15 protein-coding genes and 1 riboswitch are annotated in these 20776 nt (G+C 74.0%); of the genes, 3 read left to right on the top strand and 12 right to left on the bottom strand.

Going from position 1 to position 20776, the window contains the following annotated elements; all coding sequences use genetic code 11:
* Positions 1-51: 51 nt before the first annotated feature.
* A complete protein-coding gene (locus ACFC96_RS32710) occupies positions 52-1146 on the top strand; it encodes an amidohydrolase family protein (RefSeq protein WP_376264116.1) in 1095 nt (364 codons plus the stop codon).
* A 356-nt stretch (positions 1147-1502) separates the two neighbouring features.
* Complete coding sequence (locus ACFC96_RS32705) at positions 1503-2435, top strand: SCO1860 family LAETG-anchored protein (RefSeq protein WP_376264118.1); 933 nt, start codon at positions 1503-1505, stop codon at positions 2433-2435.
* A gap of 79 nt (positions 2436-2514) precedes the next feature.
* On the opposite strand, the gene cobC is transcribed toward ACFC96_RS32705, so the two are convergent.
* From cobC to cobM, 5 genes are read right to left on the bottom strand one after another with little or no spacing between them, the layout of a single operon-like run.
* A complete protein-coding gene (gene cobC, locus ACFC96_RS32700; RefSeq protein ID WP_376615575.1) occupies positions 2515-3573 on the bottom strand; it encodes an Rv2231c family pyridoxal phosphate-dependent protein CobC in 1059 nt (352 codons plus the stop codon).
* Positions 3563-4489, bottom strand: a complete 927-nt coding sequence (locus ACFC96_RS32695; protein ID WP_376615574.1) for a sirohydrochlorin chelatase — start codon at positions 4487-4489, stop codon at positions 3563-3565. Before ACFC96_RS32695 ends, cobC begins: the two co-directional genes overlap by 11 nt.
* Positions 4486-6240: a precorrin-3B C(17)-methyltransferase gene (cobJ, locus tag ACFC96_RS32690; RefSeq protein WP_376615572.1), complete on the bottom strand. Its 1755-nt coding sequence runs from the start codon at positions 6238-6240 to the stop codon at positions 4486-4488. The genes ACFC96_RS32695 and cobJ overlap by 4 nt, the downstream gene beginning before the upstream one ends.
* Positions 6241-7518, bottom strand: a complete 1278-nt coding sequence (gene cbiE / locus ACFC96_RS32685; protein WP_376615570.1) for a precorrin-6y C5,15-methyltransferase (decarboxylating) subunit CbiE — start codon at positions 7516-7518, stop codon at positions 6241-6243. It lies immediately after the preceding gene.
* Positions 7515-8342: a precorrin-4 C(11)-methyltransferase gene (gene cobM, locus ACFC96_RS32680; protein ID WP_376264132.1), complete on the bottom strand. Its 828-nt coding sequence runs from the start codon at positions 8340-8342 to the stop codon at positions 7515-7517. The genes cbiE and cobM overlap by 4 nt, the downstream gene beginning before the upstream one ends.
* A gap of 169 nt (positions 8343-8511) precedes the next feature.
* Here cobM and ACFC96_RS32675 point away from each other — a divergent pair, with 169 nt between their 5' ends.
* The gene (locus tag ACFC96_RS32675; protein ID WP_376264135.1) at positions 8512-9243 is read left to right on the top strand and encodes a ZIP family metal transporter; all 732 of its coding nucleotides are present in this window, start codon (positions 8512-8514) and stop codon (positions 9241-9243) included.
* A 23-nt stretch (positions 9244-9266) separates the two neighbouring features.
* Here ACFC96_RS32675 and cobI read toward each other — a convergent pair whose 3' ends face one another.
* The 7 genes from cobI to ACFC96_RS32640 are packed head-to-tail and all read right to left on the bottom strand — an operon-like array spanning position 9267 to position 20339.
* A complete protein-coding gene (cobI, locus tag ACFC96_RS32670) occupies positions 9267-10031 on the bottom strand; it encodes a precorrin-2 C(20)-methyltransferase (protein ID WP_376615568.1) in 765 nt (254 codons plus the stop codon).
* Complete coding sequence (locus ACFC96_RS32665) at positions 10028-11494, bottom strand: cobyrinate a,c-diamide synthase (RefSeq protein ID WP_376615566.1); 1467 nt, start codon at positions 11492-11494, stop codon at positions 10028-10030. The genes cobI and ACFC96_RS32665 overlap by 4 nt, the downstream gene beginning before the upstream one ends.
* Positions 11491-12090 (bottom strand): cob(I)yrinic acid a,c-diamide adenosyltransferase, encoded by a 600-nt coding sequence (gene cobO / locus ACFC96_RS32660; protein ID WP_376615564.1) that lies wholly within the window; start codon positions 12088-12090, stop codon positions 11491-11493. Before cobO ends, ACFC96_RS32665 begins: the two co-directional genes overlap by 4 nt.
* Positions 12090-14153, bottom strand: coding sequence for a putative cobaltochelatase (locus ACFC96_RS32655; RefSeq protein ID WP_376615562.1), 2064 nt, complete (start codon positions 14151-14153; stop codon positions 12090-12092). The genes cobO and ACFC96_RS32655 overlap by 1 nt, the downstream gene beginning before the upstream one ends.
* On the bottom strand, positions 14150-17830 hold the full coding sequence (cobN, locus tag ACFC96_RS32650; protein ID WP_376615561.1) for a cobaltochelatase subunit CobN: 3681 nt from the start codon (positions 17828-17830) through the stop codon (positions 14150-14152). The genes ACFC96_RS32655 and cobN overlap by 4 nt, the downstream gene beginning before the upstream one ends.
* Positions 17827-19401: a cobyric acid synthase gene (locus tag ACFC96_RS32645; RefSeq protein ID WP_376615559.1), complete on the bottom strand. Its 1575-nt coding sequence runs from the start codon at positions 19399-19401 to the stop codon at positions 17827-17829. The genes cobN and ACFC96_RS32645 overlap by 4 nt, the downstream gene beginning before the upstream one ends.
* Positions 19398-20339: a cobalamin biosynthesis protein gene (locus tag ACFC96_RS32640; RefSeq protein WP_116502811.1), complete on the bottom strand. Its 942-nt coding sequence runs from the start codon at positions 20337-20339 to the stop codon at positions 19398-19400. Before ACFC96_RS32640 ends, ACFC96_RS32645 begins: the two co-directional genes overlap by 4 nt.
* Before the next feature lie 112 nt (positions 20340-20451).
* Positions 20452-20593, bottom strand: a riboswitch (cobalamin riboswitch).
* Positions 20594-20776: the final 183 nt, after the last annotated feature.

Genomic DNA, 20776 nt, shown 5'->3' with positions numbered 1-20776 from the left:
TACGGCGGGCTGCCGTTCCGAGCGTACCCACCGGCCTCATAGGCTTCCGACATGAGTGAGCGCACGGTGCTGCACGTGAAGGGGCGGGTCCTCGTCGGGCCCGAGGACGTCCGGGACGAGCTGTGGGTCGTCGGCGGGCGGGTGACGTACGACCGGCCGGCCGGGCCCGGCCTCGACGTCACCACCGTCGACGGGTGGGCCATGCCCGGACTCGTCGACGCGCACTGCCATGTGGGCCTCGACACGCACGGCCCGGTGCCCGCCGACGTCGCCGAGAAGCAGGCCCTGACCGACCGCGAGGCCGGCACGCTCCTGATCCGCGACGCGGGCTCCCCCTCGGACACCCGTTGGATCGACGACCGCGAGGACCTGCCCAGGATCATCCGGGCCGGGCGGCACATCGCCCGCACCCGCCGCTACATCCGCAACTACGCGCACGAGATCGAGCCGCCGGAGCTGGTCGCCTACGTGGCCCGGGAGGCGAAGCGCGGCGACGGCTGGGTGAAGCTGGTCGGCGACTGGATCGACCGGGACGCGGGCGACCTGACCGCATGCTGGCCCCGCGAGGAGGTCGAGGCCGCCATCGCTCAGGCGCACCGGCTCGGTGCCCGCGTCACGGCCCACTGCTTCGCCGAGGACTCGCTGCGCGACCTCGTCGAGGCGGGCATCGACTGCATCGAGCACGCCACGGGCCTCACCGAGGACACCGTCCCGCTGTTCGCGGAGCGCGGCGTCGCGATCGTGCCGACCCTCGTCAACATCGCCACGTTCCCGCAGATCGCCGCGGCCGGCGAGACCAAGTTCCCCCGCTGGTCCGCCCATCTGAACCGCCTGTACGAGCGCCGCTACGACACCGTGCGAGCGGCGTACGACGCGGGAGTGCCGGTCTACGTCGGCACCGACGCCGGAGGTTCGCTCGCGCACGGCCTGGTCGCCGGGGAGGTCGCCGAACTGGTCAAGGCCGGACTCCCGGCCGTGGACGCGCTCTCCGCGACGGCGTGGGGCGCCCGCGCCTGGCTCGGCCGCCCGGGCCTTGAGGAGGGAGCCTCGGCCGACCTCGTGGTCTACGAGTCGGACCCCCGCGCCGACGTACGGGTGCTCGCCGCGCCCCGGCGCGTGGTGCTGCGCGGCCGCATCGTGGGCTGAACCGGCAGCGGGCGGAGCCGGGTTGACGGAACGTGACGCCGTGGTCGGCCCGCTCGTTGCACACCACTCGTGCGCACCGGCGTGGCCGACCGGCGCGTTCGACACGTGCCGGTCGGCCGGGTGACACCAGAGGGGCGGCAGAGGGAAAACAGAGGAACAGGCGCACCATCGAGCTCAAAGATTCGAAGATCAGCTCGGAAACCTCACTTTGGAGTGAACTCACGTCAGGTCGCCGCCCGTTCACCCTCCGTGCGTAAAGATTCCCTCCATCGAGGCCGACGGCGCACGCCCCCGCGATGTCCCCCATGGCGGGGCGGGGCCGACGGCTCCATTTCTCTTGTGGGGGTCCCATCAGCATGCCCAGCACCACCTTCCGCACGTCCGGACGCCGCCTCGCCGCATCGGCCGCCGCCACGGCCCTGGCCGTCGCCCCGGCGCTGCTCGCCACCGCGGGCACGGCGCATGCGACGGGCGGCCACGGCGGCAGGTCCGGCGCCGTCGTCCTGCGCACCGGCCTGGATGTCTCCCTGCTCAACAAGACCGTGAACGTCCCGCTCACGGCCACGCTCAACGAGGTGCAGGCCCCCGCCAGTGCCGAGAAGACCGCCCTCACCGTCAAGCTGGACGGAGTCGCCGGCGGCCGCCCGTTCAACGTCCTGCGGGCGGACGTGGCCACCGCGAAGGCCACCGTCGACGACCACAAGGCGGAGGGGTACAGCAACCTCGCCCACGCCAAGGTCCACATCCCGGGCCTGCCGCTGCTCTCGCTCATCGAGGTCGGCCAGGCCACGTCGAAGGCGGTCTGCGAGACGGGCAAGCGGCCCGTCGCCGAGTCGAACGTCCTGGGCGGCGTCACGGTCCTCGGCAAGAAGGTGACCCTGTCGGCGGGCGGCACCACCGAGGTGAAGGTCCCGGGTGTGGGCGAGGTCCGGCTCGACCTCTCGAAGACGCACACCACATCCCGTACGGCTGCGGCCTCGGCGCTCGAACTGAAGGTGTCCGTCAACCCGCTCAAGCTGAACGTGGCGGAGGTGGAGGGCACGGTGACCCTCGTCCGCGCGAGCTGCGAGACGCCCGAGGCGGCGCCCGCGCAGAAGCCCCCGGCCAAGCCGGCCGACGACGTGAAGCCGCAGGGCGGCGCCGCCGAGCCGATCGCCAAGCCCGCCGCCAAGGCGGACCTCGCGGAGACCGGGGGGAACTCGATGACGCCGTACATCGCGGGCGGTGCCATCGTGCTGCTGGTCGCCGGCGGCGGGGCCGTCGCCGCCGCCCGGCGCGGGCGCTCCTGACCCGAGGGCCCGAGGGGGAACCGCAGGAGGGGAGCGGGTGGGCGGGAGTCGGGGACTCCCGCCCACCCGCATGGGTCCCTCAGGCGCTCGTCAGCGCCTGGTCGAGGACCTGGAGGAACCGGCCCGTGGTCGCCCTGTCCCGCACCGCGAGACGAAGCCAGTCCGGACCGAGGCCCGGGAACGTGTCGCCGCGCCGCACCGCGAAACCCCGCTCCCGCAGCCGCGCGCGCAGCGCAGCCGCCCGGGGGGCCCGCACCAGCACGAACGGACCCTCCGCGGGACCCGCCACCGACACGCCCTGTGCCGCGAACTCCGCGAGACCCGCGACCAGATGGGCCCGGTCCGCAGCGACGCGGTGCGCCGCGTGCGCCGCCTCCGCGAGGGCCCGCGGCGACACACACGCCTCGGCCGCGGCCAGCGCCGGCGTGGACACCGGCCACAGCGGCTGGGCCCGCTCCAGCTCGGCGACGGTGTCCGGCTCCGCCAGCACGTAGCCGACCCGCAGCCCCGCAAGACCCCACGTCTTCGTCAGGCTGCGCAGCACCACGAGCCCCGGCACGTCGCTCCGGCCCGCGAGGGCCTCCCGCTCGCCGGGGACCGCGTCCATGAACGCCTCGTCCACCACCAGCACCCGCCCAGGACGGGCCAGGTGAGCGATGAGCGCGGCCGGATGAAGGACCGACGTCGGGTTCGTCGGATTGCCGATCACCACGAGGTCCGCCTCCTCGGGCACCGCCGCCGGATCGAGCCGGAAGCCGTCCTCCTCGCGCAGCAGCACCCGGTCCACGGCATGCCCCGCGTCCCGCAGCGCCGCCTCCGGCTCCGTGAACTGCGGGTGCACGACGACCGGATGACGGACCTTCAGGGCACGGGCGAGCAGCACGAACGCCTCCGCGGCCCCCGCCGTGAGCAGCACCCGCTCCACGGGAAGCCCGTGCCGGTGGGCCACCGCCGCGCGGGCCGCCCGCCCGTCCGGATACGCGGCGAGCCCGCCGAGCGAGTCCGCGATGTGCTCGCGCAGCCACACCGGGGGTGTGTCCGCGCGGACGTTCACCGCGAGATCCGTGAGGTCCGCACCCGTGCCGCGGACCTCCGCGTCGCCGTGATGGCGCAGATCGTGACCGTCGTCAGTGCGCATGCGAGTGGGAGTGCCCGTGACCGCGCGCGTGGCCGTGGTGGTCGCCGTCGTCGTCCGGGTGGAAGTGCGGCTGCTGCGGAAGCCCCACCTTGTCCTCGAACCCCGGCAGCGCGATCCGGTACACGCAGGTGTCGCAGTTCATCCGCAGGTCGCCGCGGACGGCCTCCTCGTACCGCTCCATGACCAGGTCGACCAGCTCCGGCTCCGGGCCGATCACCTCGGCGGAGAGCACCTCGACGTCCGGGTGGGCCGACGCCCAGCCCTCCGTCTGCTGTCGCACCCGGTCCGGCAGGATCCCCGTGAACAGGAAGTACGGCAGGACGACGATGCGCCGCGCGCCGAGCTTCACGCACCGGTCGAGGCCCGACGGCACGTCCGGCGCGGCCAGCGACACGAACGCCGTCTCCACGCCCGCGTAACCGCGGCCCTCCCACAGAAGCCGCGCCGCCTTGTGCACCTCGGCGTTGGCGTCCGGGTCCGTCGAACCGCGGCCCACCAGCAGCACCGTCACATCGGCCCGGTCCTCCGGCGTGCGCGCGCCGCCGCCCAGCGCCTCGTCGAGACGCCGCTCGAGCACCTGGAGCAGCGACGGGTGCGGACCCAGCGGACGCCCGTACGTGTACGAGATCCCCGGGTGCCGCTCCTTCTCGCGGGCCAGCGCCGCCGGGATGTCGCCCTTGGCGTGCCCCGCCGACACCAGCATCAGCGGCACCGCCGCGAACTTGCGCACCCCGCGCTCCACGAGCTCGCCCACCGCCTCCGTCAGCGGTGGCGGCGACAGCTCGATGAAGCCGCCCGCCACGGGCAGGTCGGGACGGCGGCGGCCGAGCTCCCTGACGAAGTCGCGGAAGGCTTCGGCGCCTGCCTCGTCGCGGGTGCCGTGTCCGGCGATGAGCAGAGCGGGCGGGGTGGTCACGAGGACTCCTTACGGGTGGTGCCGGTGGTGGTGGGAGAGCCGGAGGTGGCGGCCGTCGGCTGCTGCCAGCGGTAGCCGCGCGGGGTGACCATGCGGCCGGCGATCCGCCGCGTGGCCGTGTTGCCGACCGTCACGACGGTCATCATGTCGACCCAGGCCGGGTCGAGTTCGCCGAGTGTGGTCAGCCGGCTCGACTCGTCGACGCGGGACGCGTTGCGCACCACGCCCACGGGCGTGCCCGGCTCGCGGTGCTCGGCGAGGAGGCCGAGGGCCTTGGGCAGCTGCCAGTCACGGCCTCGGCTGCGCGGGTTGTAGAACGTGACCACGATGTCCGCCTCCGCGGCGGCCCGCACCCGGCGCTCGATGACCTCCCACGGCGTGTGCAGGTCGGACAGGCTGATCGAGACGTGGTCGTGGCCGAGCGGCGCGCCCAGGATCGCGGCCGCGGCGAGCGCGGCCGTCACGCCCGGTACGCCCACCACGTCGATGTCGTCGGACGCCTCGGCGAGCGCGGGCGACGCCATCGCGTACACGCCCGCGTCCCCACTGCCGATCAGTGCGACGGCCTGCCCCTTGCGGGCCTCGGCGACCGCCGTGCGGGCCCGCTCCTCCTCGGCGCCGAGCCCCGACTCCAGGATCCGCGTGCCGGGCCGCAGCAGGTCCCGGATCTGGTCGACGTACTGGTCGAGGCCCACGAGGACGGACGCGGCGCGCAGCTCGTCACGGGCGCGCGGAGTCACGAGGTCACGGGCGCCCGGGCCGAGCCCGACGACGGCGAGCCGGCCGCGTGGCGCGGTGCGCACGACGGCGCACGTCGCCATCGCGGGCTTCCCGTCGGCGCGCACCGACTTCCGCTTCGGTACGAGGAGTTCACCGCCGGCGACCAGCGCGGCGGCCTCCGCCACGGAGGGCGTACCGACGGCGTCGAGCGGCGCGTCGGACGGGTTCGGCACGGCGACGCCGGCGAGCGTCTCGGCGCCGTACGTCACGACGGGCACACCCAACTGCTCGGCGGCCCCGACGATGCCCGGCTCACCTGCCTTGGCGTCGACGGTCGCGAGACGCGCCACGGACAGCGGCGAGAGTCCCGCGTCCCGCAGCGTGTCGCGCACGAGCCCGAGAACCTCGTCCACGGGCGCGCCCTTGCTGGCCCCGACGCCCACGACGAGGGACGGGGGCCGCACGACGACCTCGCGGTCGGCGGGCTCCACGGCGCGGTCGCTGACGCGGATCGTGTGGGCGGCCCCCTGGCCGGGAGCGACATTCTCCGGCAGCGCGGGCAGCGGGTACGCCAACTCGGCGTGCAGGGACACCGGTTCACCGTCGAGGACCGCCCGGGTGACCCCGGCGAGGTCCCCCTCGACGGGCAGGCCGAGGGTGTCGAGCCCGGGCACGTCCACGGCGTCCGTCGCCGTGGTCACCACCGGCTCGGCCTCCAGGACGGCGGCCACCTCACGCGCGAGCGCGTTCGCCCCGCCCTCGTGCCCCCCGAGCAGCGACACCGCGAAGCGTCCGGCCTCGTCGACGCACACCACGCCCGGGTCCACGTGCTTGTCCCGCAGCAGCGGCGCGACGAGCCGGACCACGGCCCCCGTCGCCAGGAAGCACACCACCTGCTCGCACTCCGTGAACGCGCGCCGCACGGCGTCCCCCACGGAACCCGCGTACACCCTCGTACGCGACGGCCACGCCGACGCGAGCCGGTCGCGGGCCACCGCCCCAGCCGCCGTGGCGGAAATCAGGCCGATCACTCAACTACTCCTTCGTTCAAGGAAGTCCACGGAAGTGGCGCTCTGCGTATCGGGCCGTACGCCCCACACCAGGAACACCGGATTGGCCGCGGCGAGCCGCGACACGTCGCCCGGCAGCGGCGCGAGCCGGGACGACTGCAGGAGCACCCCGTCGCTGACGAACCCGGCCGCGCCCAGTGCGTCCCGCACCGCGCCCACCCGGTCCACCGCCGCCACCGCGACGACCACGGACCGCCGCGTGCGTCGCGCGCACGCCGTCACGATCGCGGTCAGCTCACGCCCGCCCCCGCCGACGAACACCGCGTCGGGGTCGGCGAGATCGGACAGGACGGTGGGCGCCGAGCCGTGCACGACGCGTACGTCGACACCGTGGGCGGCGGCGTTGTCCCGGATCCGGGCCACCCCGTCCACGGTCTTCTCGACGGCCACGGCCGCGGCGCCGAACCGCGCGCACTCCACGGCGACCGAGCCGGACCCCGCCCCGATGTCCCACACCAGGTCGCCCGGGCGCGGCCCGAGCCGCGCGAGCGCGAGCGCCCGCACCTCGAACTTGGTGATCATCGAGTCGCGGTGCGCGAACTCGCTCTCGTCCAGCGCCCACCGGGTCGGCGGGCGGCCGGGACCGGCGAGGGTGCGCACCGGTGCGAGCAGCCGCTTCTCGTCCAGGCAGAGGACCACGCTCACCGCGTCGCCCCAGTCGCGGGCGGCGGCCTCCGACGGCGTGACCCGCTCGAGGCTCTCGCGCTCGGGGTCGCCGAGACGGGACGCGACGACGAGGACGCGGTCCCCGTCCTCGTGCGCGAGTTCGGCGCCCAGCTCGGCAGGGCCCGCGCCGGGACCCGTGAGCACGGCGGTCTTCGGGTGCGCCCGGCACACGTTGACCGCGGTCCGGAGGTCGCGGCCGTGCGCGCTCACCACGGCCGCGTCGTCCCACGGAAGGCCGACGCGCGCGAACGCCGTCGCCACCGACGACACCCCCGGCCGCACGTCGAGCGCCGCGGGCCCGAACCGCTCGGCGAGCGCCCGCACGATCCCGAAGAACCCGGGATCGCCGGACGCCAGCACCACGACGCCCCGGCCACCGTCGTCCTGGATGTGCCGCTCGACCGTGTCCAGCGTCGGAGCCAGCGGCCCGAGCACGACCCGCTCCGCCCCGGGAGCCAGCAGCGCCTCGGCCGCGTCGAGATGACGCTGCCCGCCGACCACCACGGCGGCGGCGGACAGGGCCGGATCCGGGGACAGCGGCGCCCCCGTCCCCGTACCGAAGACCGTGATCACGAGTGGGCCTGCGCGGATTTCCCGGCCCGCAGCGCCGCCCGTGCCTCGGGGTCCGCCTTGCGGAAACCGTGGAAGTGGCCCGGGTGGTAGAGGTGCGAACGCGTGCCCTCCGCGTCCAGTGCCGGGCCGACCAGGAACAGCGTGTGCTTCCACAGCTTGTGCTGCTTCACGGTCTCCTCCAGCGTGCTGATCGTGCACTTCACGATCAGCTCCTCCGGCCAGGTCGCCTGGTACGCGACGACGACCGGCGTCGACGTCGGGTAGCCGCCCTCCAGAAGCTCACGCACCAACTGGCCGCTGCGCGCGGCCGAGAGGAACAGCGCCATCGTCGTGCCGTGCCGCGCGAACTCCCGCACCTCCTCGCCGGGAGGCATCGGTGTCTTGCCGCCGCCGAGCCGCGTCAGGATCACGGACTGCGCGACCTCGGGGATCGTCAGCTCGCGCTGAGCGAGCGCGGCCACCGCCGAGAACGACGAGACACCCGGGATCACCTCCGTCGCGATGCCGAGCCGCGCGCACCGGTCGACCTGCTCCTGCGTGCCGCCCCACAGCGCCGGGTCCCCGGAGTGGATGCGCGCGACCCGCAGCCCGTCGCGGTGCGCCCGCTCGTACACGGCGACGACGTCCTCCAGCGACATCGTCGCCGAGTCCAGGATCTCCGCGCCCTCGCGCGCGTGGTCGAGGACCTCCTCCTGCACCAGGCTGGCCGCCCAGATGACGACATCGGCGTCCGCGATGGCGCGCGCGGCGCGGAACGTGAGCAGGTCGGCGGCGCCGGGCCCGGCACCGACGAAGGTCACCTTGCCGGTGGTTGCTTCGGGCATGACTGGGGTCCTCTCGGGATGCAGCGTTGGGTCGTACAAAGATGGGTCGTACGGGCTCGTACGCGGTTCGGTCGTACGGAGGTACGGGAGCGGTATCGGACGGGTCGGAAGGTGTGGCTCAGCCGGACCCGGGCGTGCGCGGCCGGGACCGATCCGCTAGCAAGGGACCATGGCCGTCCTCGTCGCCCTTGGCTCGTTCGTGATGACACTCGTCGGCGGCTGGACCGCTCACCACGTCACCGACCGGCGCCACTTGGTGCTCGGATTCGCCGGCGGCCTGATGCTCGGCGTGGTCGGCTTCGACCTGCTGCCGGAAGCCCTGCACGGCGCCGGCGACGAGATCTACGGAGTGCCCGCCGCGCTGCTCCTGTTTGTCGCGGGCTTCCTCGTCGCCCACATCGTCGAGCGGCTGCTCGCCCTGCGCCAGGCCGCGCACGGGGCGCAGGAGGGCGAGGAGCAGGTGCCCCAGGTCGGCCTCGGGGCCGCCTCCGCGATGGTCGGGCACAGCGTCGCGGACGGCGTCGCGATCGGCGCCTCGTTCCAGGTGAGCAGCACCATGGGGTACACCGTCGCGCTCGCCGTGATCACGCACGACTTCGCGGACGGCTTCAACACGTACACGATCACGCGCGCCTACGGGAACGCCCGCCGCAAGGCACTCGCGATGGTCGGCGCGGACGCGCTCGCCCCGGTGGTGGGGGCCGCGTCGACGCTGCTGTTCACCATCCCGGCGCAGGCCCTCGCCTGCTACCTCGGGTTCTTCGGCGGCGTTCTGCTGTACATCGCGGCCGCGGAGATCCTGCCCGAGGCCAGCCACCACCACCCGGCGCGCTCCACGCTGCTGTGCACGATCGCGGGTGCCGCCCTGATGTGGCTGGTGATCGGCACGGCGGGGCAGTAGCGCCGGGTCCGCTCCCCGGCGCGTCACAGTTTCCCGCCCCGTCCGCCGTCGCGCCGCGCGGGCGCGATCAGCGTCGACAGGTACGGCAGCGCGGCATCGGCGCCCAGTTCGGCGGCGGGCCGGATGGACTCCTCGGGCAGCCCGAGCGCGGACCCCCACACGGCGTCCTGCGTCCGCCCCGTCTCACGCAGCGCATCGGCGACCTCGCCGGCGAGCCGTCCGAACTTGTACGCGACGACGGTGCCAGGCCCCGCGAGCGCCTCCTTGAGCACGGCCGAACCGGCGGTCACCGGAACGAGCGTCAGCGGCTCGGTGCCCTCGGTGAGGACGGCACCGGACCGCGCGGCGAGATCCTGCATGGCGGTGATGCCCGGCACGGTCTCGACGACGGTCCCGGGCACGAGCTCCCCGACGGTCAGGGCGAGATACGTGAACGTGGAGTACACGTTCGGGTCGCCGATCGTCGCGAACGCGACGGAGCCGTTCTCGCGCAGGAGCGCCGCGACGCGCTCACCGGCCGCGTCCCAGGCTGCCTCGCGCCGGGCCCGGTCGGAGCGCTCGTTGAGCGCGAAGACCACGCGGACGACCTTGTCGGCGGGCACGTAGTGCAGGACGGTCGCCTCGGCGCGGCCGGGCTCTCCGCCGTCGGTCCCGTCGTCGGCGGCCATCACCGGTACGACGACGACGGCGGCCTCGCGCAGGGCGTTCACGCCCTTCACGGTCACGAGCTCGGGGTCACCGGGACCCACGCCGACGCCGGTCAGCCGGTGCGTGGTGATGTCGGTCATGACGGGGTGACTCCTTCGGTTGCCCGCGCGACTTCGGTTGCCCGCGCGACGATGCGTCGCGCCGCCTGGGGCACGGAGGCCCAGTGCACATGCAGGTACGAGGCGTGCACCCCGTCCTGCACAAACCCTTCGACGCGCCGCTCGGGACGCGTGATGCCCCACGCGGGGGTGGCGCCGGCGCCGGGTTCGACGACGGTGCGATGGAACTCATGGCCGCGCACCCGCGTCCCGTTCGCGGCCGGCACGCTGTCGGACACGGCCACGGCGTCGCGGTACCCGAGCGTCAGCCGCTCCGACATGCGCGCGTCGGCGTCCAGGACCCCGCACATCGGCCGCCCGTCCAGGGAGCGCGCCAGATACAGCAGCCCCGCACACTCGGCGACGACGGGAGCCCCGGACCGCGCGAGCTCACCGACGGCCTTGCGCAGCGGTTCATTGGCGGACAGCTCGGAGGCGTACACCTCCGGGAATCCCCCACCGATGACCAACGCCCTTGTCCGGTCCGGGAGTTGCTCGTCCCGAAGCGGGTCGAAGGTCACGACCTCGGCTCCCGCGGCGGCGAGCAGCTCGCTGTGCTCGGCATAGGAGAAGGTGAAGGCGGGCCCGCCGGCCACGGCAACGCGAGGCTTGTCCTCCACGGTGCGGTCCGGCCCGTTCGGCCCGTTCGGACCGTCCGGCGTCCGAGGGCCGAGGTCCCGGGAAGGGGCGGGCCGGGGGAGAGACCCCAGAGCCTCGGCCGCGTCCCAACCCGCACTCCCCAGCGACGGAGCACTGCGCGCCACGGCGTACAGCGCGTCCAGGTCACACCCGACCCGTACCAGCTCGGCCATCGCGGCAACGGCGGCAACCGCCTCGGCCGCCCGCTCCGCCACCGGCACAAGCCCCAGGTGCCGGGAGGGAGTCACCACGTCCGCACCCCGGCGCAAGGCGCCGAACACCGGCACCCCCGACTCGTCCAGCGCCTCCCGCAGGATCGCCTCGTGCCGGTCGGACCCGACCTTGTTGAGGATCACCCCGGCGAGCCGCACCTCAGGATCGAACGACGCGAAACCGTGCACGAGCGCGGCCACGGACCGGGCCTGCGACGACGCGTCGACGACCAGCACGACAGGCGCCCGGAGGAGCTTCGCGACGTGCGCGGTCGACGCCAGCTCCCCCTGGCCGGAGGCCCCGTCGAAGAGCCCCATCACGCCCTCGACGACGGCGAGATCGCACCCCCGCGCCCCGTGCGCGAAGAGCGGCGCCACGAGCTCGGGCCCGCACAGGTACGCGTCCAGATTGCGCCCCGGACGCCCCGTGGCCAGGGCGTGGTACCCGGGGTCGATGTAGTCGGGCCCGACCTTGTGCGGTGACACGGCGAGCCCGCGCCCGGCGAACGCCGCCATCAGACCCGTCGCGACGGTCGTCTTGCCGCTGCCCGACGAGGGCGCGGCGATGACGAGCCGAGGCAGGGACGTACTCACCACTCGATGCCTCTCTGGCCCTTCTGGCCGGCGTCCATCGGGTGCTTGACCTTGGACATGTCGGTGACCAGGTCCGCGAAGTCCACCAGCTTCTCCGGGGCGTTGCGCCCGGTGATCACGACGTGCTGGGTCCCGGGCCGGTCCCGCAGCACGGAGACAACCTCGTCCGTGTCGATCCAGCCCCAGTGCATCGGGTAGGCGAACTCGTCGAGCACGTACAGCTGGTACGTCTGGGCGGCGAGGTCGCGCTTGACCTGCTCCCAGCCCTCGCGGGCCTTCTCCTCGTTGTCCATCTGCGCGTCGCGCTGGACCCAGGACCAGCCCTCGCCCATCTTGTGCCAGTCGACGGTCCCGCCCTCGCCGCTCGCGCCGAGGACGCGCAGCGCGTTCTCCTCGCCGACCTTCCACTTCGCCGACTTGACGAACTGGAACACCCCGATCGGCCAGCCCTGGTTCCAGGCGCGCAGAGCGAGCCCGAAGGCCGCCGTCGACTTGCCCTTGCCGATGCCGGTGTGGACGACGACGAGCGGCCGGTTGCGCCGCTGCCGCGTCGTGAGCCCGTCGTCCGGCACGACGCTCGGCTGTCCCTGAGGCATTACGCGACCCTCCTGCTGTTCGACTGCAGACCCTGTGCCTGTCGCTCCTTCACGAGCCCGGCGATCGAGTCGGCCCGCAGCTCGTCGAGCGTCACCGCCGTCCCGCCCAGCTCGCCCGCCAGCCGACCGGCGAGCCCGAGCTGCACCGGACCCGACTCGCAGTCCACGACGACCGACGCCGTTCCCTCGGCGGCGAGGAGCCGCGCCGCACGCCCCGCGAGCGCCACCGGCTCCGGCCCGCCCGTCGCGCGCCCGTCGGTCACCACGACGACGAGCGGCCGGCGCGCCGGGTCCCGCAGCCGCTCCACGCGCAGCACCTCGTGCGCCTTGAGGAGCCCCGCGGACAGCGGCGTACGCCCACCGGTGGGCAGCGACTCGAGCCGTACGGCTGCCGCGTCCACGGACGACGTCGGCGGGAGCGCCACGTCGGCCGAGGAGCCGCGGAACGTCACGAGCCCCACCTTGTCCCGCCGCTGGTACGCGTCGAGGAGCAGCGACAGGACAGCGCCCTTCACGGCACTCATCCGCTGCCGCGCCGCCATCGACCCGGAGGCGTCGACCACGAACAGCACGAGGTTGCCCTCACGGCCCTCCCGGGTCGCCTGCCGCAGATCGTCACGCCGCACCACGAGCCCGGGGCCGGAACGTCCCCGCGCCCGCTGGTGCGGGGCGGCGGCCTGCACGGTCGCCGCCAGGTGCAGCTTGGTGAGCGCGCCACGCGGGCGCCGCGCACCCGTTGTCCGTCCGTGTTCCGTACGGGCCCGCGAGCGCCGTCCGGCGGCACCCTGACCGAGTCCGGGCACGCTGAGCATCTTCGTACGGAAGGGCTCGGAGGCCCGTGCGGCCGTCTGCTCGCCGCCGCCCGCGGGAGCCTTCCGCTCGCCGCTGTCGGAGGGCTCGCCCTGCGCGGGGATGTCGGCGGCCCGGTCGTCGCCCGCGTCGGGGCCGTCGCCCTCGGGCGCGTCCTGCGGCGGCTGCCCGCCACCGCCGCCGGGGCCGTCCCCGCCGCCGTCCCCTCCGCCGTCACCGTCAGGATCGGGCTCGTCGTCCTGCCCGCCGAACTCCTCCAGGGTGTCGTCGAGTTTGTCCTCGTCGAGCCCCGGCGCGTCGAACGGGTTGCGGCGCCTGCGGTGCGGCAGCGCCAGGAGCGCGGCCTGCCGCACATCCTCGGCCAGCACGTCCGTGCGGCCCGCCCAGGCGGCGAGCGCGGTCGCCGTACGCGCCATCACGATGTCCGCACGCATGCCGTCGACCTCGAACGCGGCGCAGGTCGCGGCGATCTGGCGCAGCGCGGCGTCACCGAGCCGCACCGAAGGCAGCAGGTCACGGGCCGCGACGATCCGCGCCCGTACGGCTGACTCCTCCTGCTCCCACTTCCCGGCGAAACCCTCCGGGTCGTCGTCGTAGGCGAGGCGCCGCTTGACGACCTCGACGCGCTGGTCGGGCTCGCGGGAGGCGGCGACCTCCACGGTGAGGCCGAACCGGTCGAGCAACTGCGGGCGCAGCTCGCCCTCTTCGGGGTTCATGGTGCCGACCAGCAGGAAGCGCGCGGCGTGCCGCACGGAGACGCCCTCGCGCTCCACGTACGAGGCGCCCATCGCGGCCGCGTCGAGCAGCAGGTCCACCAAGTGGTCGTGCAGCAGGTTCACTTCGTCGACATACAGGATCCCGCGGTGCGCGTCGGCGAGGAGGCCCGGCTCGAAGGCCTTGACGCCCTCGGCGAGCGCCCGCTCGATGTCGAGCGCGCCGACGAGCCGGTCCTCGGACGCGCCGACGGGCAGCTCGACCATGCGGGCGGCGCGCGAGGTGCCGGGGCCGCTCGGGTGCGGCCCGTCCGGGCACGCGGGGTCGGGCGTGCCGGGCGCGCACGAGAACCGGCACCCGGCGACGACCTCGACCTCCGGCATGAGCGCCGAAAGAGCGCGTACGGCCGTCGACTTGGCCGTGCCCTTCTCGCCGCGCACGAGCACACCGCCGACGGCGGGGCTGACCGCGTTCAGCAGCAGGGCAAGACGCAGGTCGTCCTGCCCGACGAGCGCGGTGAACGGATAGGGGGTACTCACTGGTCGTCGCCCTCCAAGTCGCCCTCGAGTTCCAGATACATGGCCCGCAGCCGCTCCAGCGTCTGCGCGTCCGGCTCGGCCCACAGCCCGCGCTCGGCCGCTTCCAGCAGCCGCTCGGTGATGCCGCGCAGAGCCCACGGGTTGGACTTCTTCATGAAGTCCTGGTTCTCCGCGTCGAAGACGTACTCGGCCGACAGCTTCTCGTACATCCAGTCGTCGACCACGCCGGCCGTCGCGTCGTACCCGAAGAGGTAGTCGACGGTGGCGGCCATCTCGAAGGCGCCCTTGTAGCCGTGGCGGCGCATCGCGGCCATCCAGCGCGGATTGACCACCCGGGCCCGGAACACCCGGTGGGTCTCCTCGCCGAGCGTGCGGGTCTTCACCTGGTCGGGCACGGCGGAGTCGCCGACATACGCCTCGGGGGAGGCCCCCGTCAGATGCCGCACCATGGCGACCATGCCGCCGTGGTACTGGAAGTAGTCGTCGGCGTCGACGAGGTCGTGCTCGCGGGTGTCGACGTTCTTCGCCGCCACGTTGATGCGCCGGAACGCCGTCTCCATGTCGCCGCGCGCGGCCCGGCCGTCGAGCCCGCGCCCGTACGCGTAGCCGCCCCACACCGCGTACACCTCGGCGAGGTCCGCGTCGGACTGCCAGTTGCGGGCGTCGATCAGCGGCAGCAGACCCGCCCCGTACGCTCCCGGCTTCGACCCGAAGATCCGGGCCGTGGCCCGCCGCCTGTCGCCGTGCTCGACCGTGTCCTGTTCGACATGGGCCCGTACGTAGTTCTGTTCGGGGCTCTCGTCGAGCGCGGCGACGGCCCGCACGGCGTCGTCGATCAGACCGACGACGTGCGGGAACGCGTCACGGAAGAAACCGGAGATGCGGACCGTCACATCGATGCGCGGGCGCCCGAGTTCGGCGGCCGGCACGATCTCGAAGCCGGTGACACGGCGCGAGGCGTCGTCCCACACCGGGCGGCAGCCGAGCAGCGCGAGGATCTCCGCGATGTCGTCGCCCTGCGTACGCATCGCGGAGGTGCCCCACACCGTCAGGCCCACGGACTTGGGGTACTCGCCCGTGTCGGCGAGGTAGCGCGCCACCAGGGAGTCGGCGAGCGCCTGCCCGACCTCCCAGCTCAGCCGCGACGGAATCGCCTTCGGGTCGACGGAGTAGAAGTTGCGGCCCGTCGGCAGCACGTTGACCAGGCCGCGCGTCGGCGACCCGGACGGTCCCGCGGGCACGTACCCGCCGTCGAGCGCCCGCAGAATGTGCCCGATCTCGTCCGTGGTGCGCGCGAGCCGGGGCACGACCTCCCGGCACGCGAACTCCAACACCGCCACGGCATCCGGGAGTTCGGTCCCGATGACGTCCCGGACGAGCGCGGGGACGGCCGCGGCGTCCCAGCCGCGTTCCTCCATGCCCTCGGCCGCGCGCCGGCACAGCTGCTCCAGAAGGTCGATCGTGTCGGCGGCGCTGCGGGCGGGACCGTCGGCGAGGTCCGTCAGCCCGTCCGGCACCTTCACCGGCGCGCCGGGCTCGCCGAGCAGCTCCTTCTCCACCAGGCCGAAGTGCTCGGCCAGGCACGCCCGCAGGCCGGGCAGCGCGTTCGCGGCGCCGCCCCATACCTGCGAGGCGCGCAGCACGGCGAGTACGAGGTTCACGCGCGGCTCGCCGACCGGGCCGCCGCCCAGGATGTGCAGACCGTCACGGATCTGCACGTCCTTGATCTCGCACAGATAGCCGTCGATGTGCATCACGAACTCGTCGAAGTCACCGTCGTCCGGCTGCTCGTCGACATGCAGGTCGTGGTGGAGCTCGGCGGCCTTCACCAGCGTCCAGATCTGGGCGCGCACGGCCGGGGCCTTCGCCGGGTCCAGATCGGAGACGAGCGCGTACTCGTCGAGGAGCTGCTCCAGCTTCGCCAGGTCGCCGTACGTGTCGGCGCGGGCCATCGGCGGGACCAGGTGGTCGACGACCGTGGCGTGCCCGCGGCGCTTGGCCTGCGTGCCCTCGCCCGGGTCGTTCACGATGAACGGGTAGATCAGCGGCAGCTCGCCGAGGACCGCGTCGGGCGCACAGCTCCCGCTCAGACCGAGGCCCTTGCCGGGCAGCCACTCCATCGTGCCGTGCTTGCCCATGTGGATGACGGCGTCCGCACCGAAACTGTTCTCCAGCCAGCGGTACGCGGCCATGTAGTGGTGCGACGGCGGCATGTCCGGGTCGTGGTAGATCGCGATGGGGTTCTCGCCGAAGCCGCGTGGCGGCTGGATCATCACGACGACGTTGCCGAACTGCAGGGACGCGAGCACGATGTCGTCGCCGTCGACGTAGAGGGAGCCCGGCGGCTCGCCCCACGCCTCCAGCATCCCGTCGCGCAGCTCGGGCGCCAGCTTGTCGAACCAGGCGCGGTAGTCGGCCAGCGGCACCCGCGCGGGCGCCGACGCCAGCTGGTCCTCGGTGAGCCACTCGACGTCGTGGCCGCCCGCCTCGATGAGCCGGTGGATCAGCTCGTCCCCGTTGTCCGGGTAGCCGTCGACGCCGTATCCGGCCGCGCGCAGCGCGTCCAGGACGCGGACGGCGGAGGCGGGCGTGTCGAGGCCCACCGCGTTGCCGACCCGCGAGTGCTTGGTGGGGTAGGCGGTGAAGACGACGGCGAGCTTCTTCTCGCCGTTCGGCTTGTGGCCGAGACGGGCGTGGCGCACGGCGATCCCGGCGACACGCGCGGCCCGCTCGGGGTCGGCCGTGTACACGGGGACGCCGTCGGGGCCCTCCTCCTTGAAGGAGAACGGCACGGTGACGATCCGGCCGTCGAACTCGGGGATCGCGACCTGCATCGCCGCGTCCATCGGCGACAGGGCCGCGTCCGACTCCTCCCAGACCGCCTTCGACGACGTGAGGCACAGGCCCTGCAGGACGGGGATGTCGAGGTCGGCGAGCGCGCCGATGTCCCAGGCCTCCTCGTCGCCGCCCGCGGACGCCTGCGAGGCGTGTGTGCCGCCCGCCGCGAGCACGGTCGCGACCAGGGTGTCGGCCCCGCCGAGGAGCTCATACAGGCCGGGGTCGGCGCCGCGCAGCGAACCGCAGTACACCGGAAGGGAGTTGACGCCGCGGGCCTCGATCGCGTCGCACAGCGTGTCCACGAACGCGGTGTTCCCGGACAGCTCGTGGGCGCGGTAGAAGAGCACGCCGACCGTCGGGCGTCCCTCGACGCGCGCACGGCGGCCGTGCACCCCGTACTCGGGCATCTTCCGCGGCTCGGCGCTGTGCCGCTCCGGCGTGCTACCGGCCCGGCCGTGCCCGCCCCGCAGCACGTCCTGGACGAGGAAGCGGGCCAGCTCGACGAGGTTGCCGGGACCGCCCTCGACGAGGTAGCGCAGCGCCTCGGCCACGGCGCCCGCGTGCACGGTCGACTCCGCCATCAGCTCCGCGTCCGGGACGCTCTCGCCGCCGAGCAGGACGGTCGGCACGCCGGACGCCTTCAGCGCCGCGAGCCCGTCCTCCCAGGCGCGCTTGCCGCCGAGGAGCCGTACGACGGCGATGTCGACTCCGTCGAGCAGCTCCGGCAGTTCGCTCTGTACGTCGACGCGGGTCGGGTTCCCGATCCGGTAGGGGGCGCCGGAGGCCCGGGCCGCCAGCAGATCGGTGTCTGCGGTCGACAACAACAACACTGTGCTCATGCGGGCGCTCCCGGTGGAATGAAAGGCAGTCCTGACGGAGCGCCGGACTCGATGAGCCGCCACAGCGCGTCCGTGTCCGCGTGTTCTTCGATCAGATCGCCGAGCCGGTCGAGCTGCTCCTCGCGCAGCGCGCCGAACGACGTGTCGGGCGCCGGCACGAAACGGCGGCCCGCGGCGGCCGCGACCTCGCGCAGGAACGCCCGGCGGAAGCCGTCCGCCTCCAGCGAGCCGTGCCAGTGCGTGCCCCAGACGGAACCGACGCGGCACCCGTCCAGGAACGCCTCGCCGCCGTCGACCTCGGCGACTCCGTGATGGATCTCGTAGCCCTCGACGTGCTCGCCGAGCGCCTCGCCGACGGGCCGGGCGAGGGTCTTCTCGCGCGCGAACCGCACCCGTACGGGCAGCAGTCCTAGCCCGTCCACCGTGCCCGCGCGCGACTCGACGTCGTCCTCGATGCGCTCGCCGAGCACCTGGAAACCGCCGCAGATCCCCAGGACCGGGCGCCCCTCGGCGGCCCGGCGCGCGAGGGCGTCGGCGAGGCCGCGCTCGCGCAGCCACTGAAGTGCCTTGACGGTGCCGCGGGTTCCCGGCACGACGACCAGGTCCGCGTCGACGAGCTCCTCGGCCCGGTCGACGAACCGCACGACGACGCCCGGCTCCGCGGCCAGCGCGTCCACGTCGGTGAAGTTCGACATCAGCGGCACGGCGCACACGGCCACGCGCAGCACGTCCTCGCCGACGGGGGCCGTCGTCGGTGACTCGCGCACGGAGCCGCGCAGCGACACGCGCAGACCGTCCTCCTCGTCGATACCGAGGCCGTGCTGGAAGGGCAGTACTCCGTACGTGGCGCGCCCCGTGAGGTCCTTGAGCATGTCGAGGCCGGGCTCGAGGAGGGAGACGTCCCCGCGGAACTTGTTCACCAGATAGCCGGCCAGCAGCTCCTGGTCCTCGGGGGCGAGCAGCGCCGTCGTGCCGAAGAACGACGCGAAGACGCCGCCGCGGTCGATGTCGCCGACCACGAGCACGGGCAGCCGCGCGGCCCGCGCGATCCCCATGTTGACGATGTCGGTGCGGCGCAGGTTGATCTCGGCGGGAGAGCCCGCTCCTTCACAGATCACGGCGTCATAGCTGCCCCGGAGTTCCTCCAGGCATCCCACGACGGTGTCGAGGAGCGCGGCCTGCCTGCCGCCGTGCAGCGCCTTCCCGGGGGACACCGCACCTGACAGCGGCTTCGCCTCGGGCCCGGACCTCCCGAAGAACCCGCGGGCGCTCAACTCGCCCACCGGTCTGCCCATGAGCACCACCTGGCTGCTCCGGTCGCTGCCCGGCTTCAGCAGCACGGGGTTCATCAGGGCGCTCGGCTCGACGCGTGCGGCCTGCGCCTGCATGGCCTGCGCCCGGCCGATCTCGGCGCCCTCGCGCGTCACGAAGGAGTTGAGGGACATGTTCTGCCCCTTGAACGGCGCGACCTTCACCCCCTGCCGCACCAGCCACCGGCAGATGCCCGCGGTGACGACGCTCTTCCCGGCATCGGACGTGGTTCCTGCCACCAGCAGTCCGCCACCACTCACGACTTCCCCCTCCGCAACAGTGCCCGCCCGGCGACACACACGCCGAGGGCCAGCCAGCTCACGCGCCGCGAGAGCCGCGCCGCCCGCTCGACGTCGGCGGTCTCCACGGACCGGCCCGACGCGTTCAGCACGGGCCGGTGCTCGACCCGCCCGCCGTACGACAACGTGCCTCCGAGCCGCACGCCGAGCGCCCCCGCGAACGAGGCCTCGACGACACCGGCGTTGGGGCTCGGGTGCAGCCGCGCGTCCTCGCGCCACGCGGTGAGCGCGCCGCGCGGACGGCCGCCCGCGACCGCGGCGAGTACGCCCGTCAGCCGCGCCCCCGGCCAGCCGGCCACGTCGTCGAGGCGCGCGGAGGCCCAGCCGTAACGGCGGTACCTGGCCGACTTGTGCCCGACCATGGCGTCCAGGGTGTTCACGGCGCGGAAGGCGACGAGCCCGGGTACGCCGGCGACGGCGCCCCACACGAGCGCGCCCACGACGGCGTCGGAGGTGTTCTCGGCGACGGACTCGACGACGGCCCGCGCGATCCCGTCCGCGTCCAGGGCCTGCGGGTCACGCCCGCACAGATGCGGCAGCCGCTCGCGCGCCGCGTCCACGTCACCGGCGGCCAGCGCGCCCCCGATGGCGCGCGCCTCGCGCCCCAGCGACGTACCGCCGACGACGGCCCAGGTGGCGGCGGCGGTCAGGGCGACGGAGGCGGCGGGGGAGCGGCGCACGGCGCGCGCGGCGAGGCCACCGGCGACGGCGGCGCCCCCGGCGCACACGGCGGTGTGCAGCGCGCCCCACCCTCGGTGGTCACTCCACAGCACTCGCTCGACGGCACCCGCGGCCCGCCCGAACGCGGCGACCGGATGCCCGCGGCGCGGATCGCCGAACAGGAGGTCACCGAGGAGCCCGGCGGCGCTGCCGTACGCGAAGACGCGCTCGGCTCGCACGGTCAGCACGCCGCTACGGCGAACGGAACCCTTGTACTCGTCCTCGGCGGGAGCACCCGCAACTGGCAGCCGCGCATGGCGATATGTCCTCACTCAGGGTGTCCACGCCCTGGTTGGAAGAGACCGGCGGCGAGAGTTCCTGGCTCGCGGGGATCACTCCCCGGTGACAGTGGCGGGACCGCGCCGGATTCGCACCGGCTTCCTCTCCTGCTGCCGTAGATGGCCCCGGAAGTCCACCACGCTCCGCGAACGCCCGTCAACTTGCCGTTGACCTGCGAAGGGAGAGTGTGCTGAGGCACACACGAAGCGGGGTGGGGGGGGGCGGCGGGGCCCCCCCCCCCCCCCCCCGGGGGGGGCCCGCCCCCCGCCGACCTTACCGACCCTAGCGCACAACCGCACCGCCCCCCCCACGGGCCGGCCGCCAAAAACGGAGGCGG

This window comes from Streptomyces sp. NPDC055955 (assembly GCF_042270245.1).
GTDB lineage: Bacteria > Actinomycetota > Actinomycetes > Streptomycetales > Streptomycetaceae > Streptomyces.
Note: the sequence above shows the minus strand (reverse complement) of the source record. Positions and strands in the feature narration are given on the sequence as shown.

Bases quoted from the DNA above. Each gene is read 5' to 3' on its own strand.
- cobM (WP_376264132.1), bottom strand. From the start codon at position 8,342: ATGCCCGAAGCAACCACCGGCAAGGTGACCTTCGTCGGTGCCGGGCCC.
- cobC (WP_376615575.1), bottom strand. From the start codon at position 3,573: ATGCGCACTGACGACGGTCACGATCTGCGCCATCACGGCGACGCGGAG.
- ACFC96_RS32710 (WP_376264116.1), top strand. From the start codon at position 52: ATGAGTGAGCGCACGGTGCTGCACGTGAAGGGGCGGGTCCTCGTCGGG.
- ACFC96_RS32675 (WP_376264135.1), top strand. From the start codon at position 8,512: ATGGCCGTCCTCGTCGCCCTTGGCTCGTTCGTGATGACACTCGTCGGC.
- ACFC96_RS32705 (WP_376264118.1), top strand. From the start codon at position 1,503: ATGCCCAGCACCACCTTCCGCACGTCCGGACGCCGCCTCGCCGCATCG.
- cobI (WP_376615568.1), bottom strand. From the start codon at position 10,031: ATGACCGACATCACCACGCACCGGCTGACCGGCGTCGGCGTGGGTCCC.
- cobN (WP_376615561.1), bottom strand. From the start codon at position 17,830: ATGAGCACAGTGTTGTTGTTGTCGACCGCAGACACCGATCTGCTGGCG.
- cobO (WP_376615564.1), bottom strand. From the start codon at position 12,090: ATGCCTCAGGGACAGCCGAGCGTCGTGCCGGACGACGGGCTCACGACG.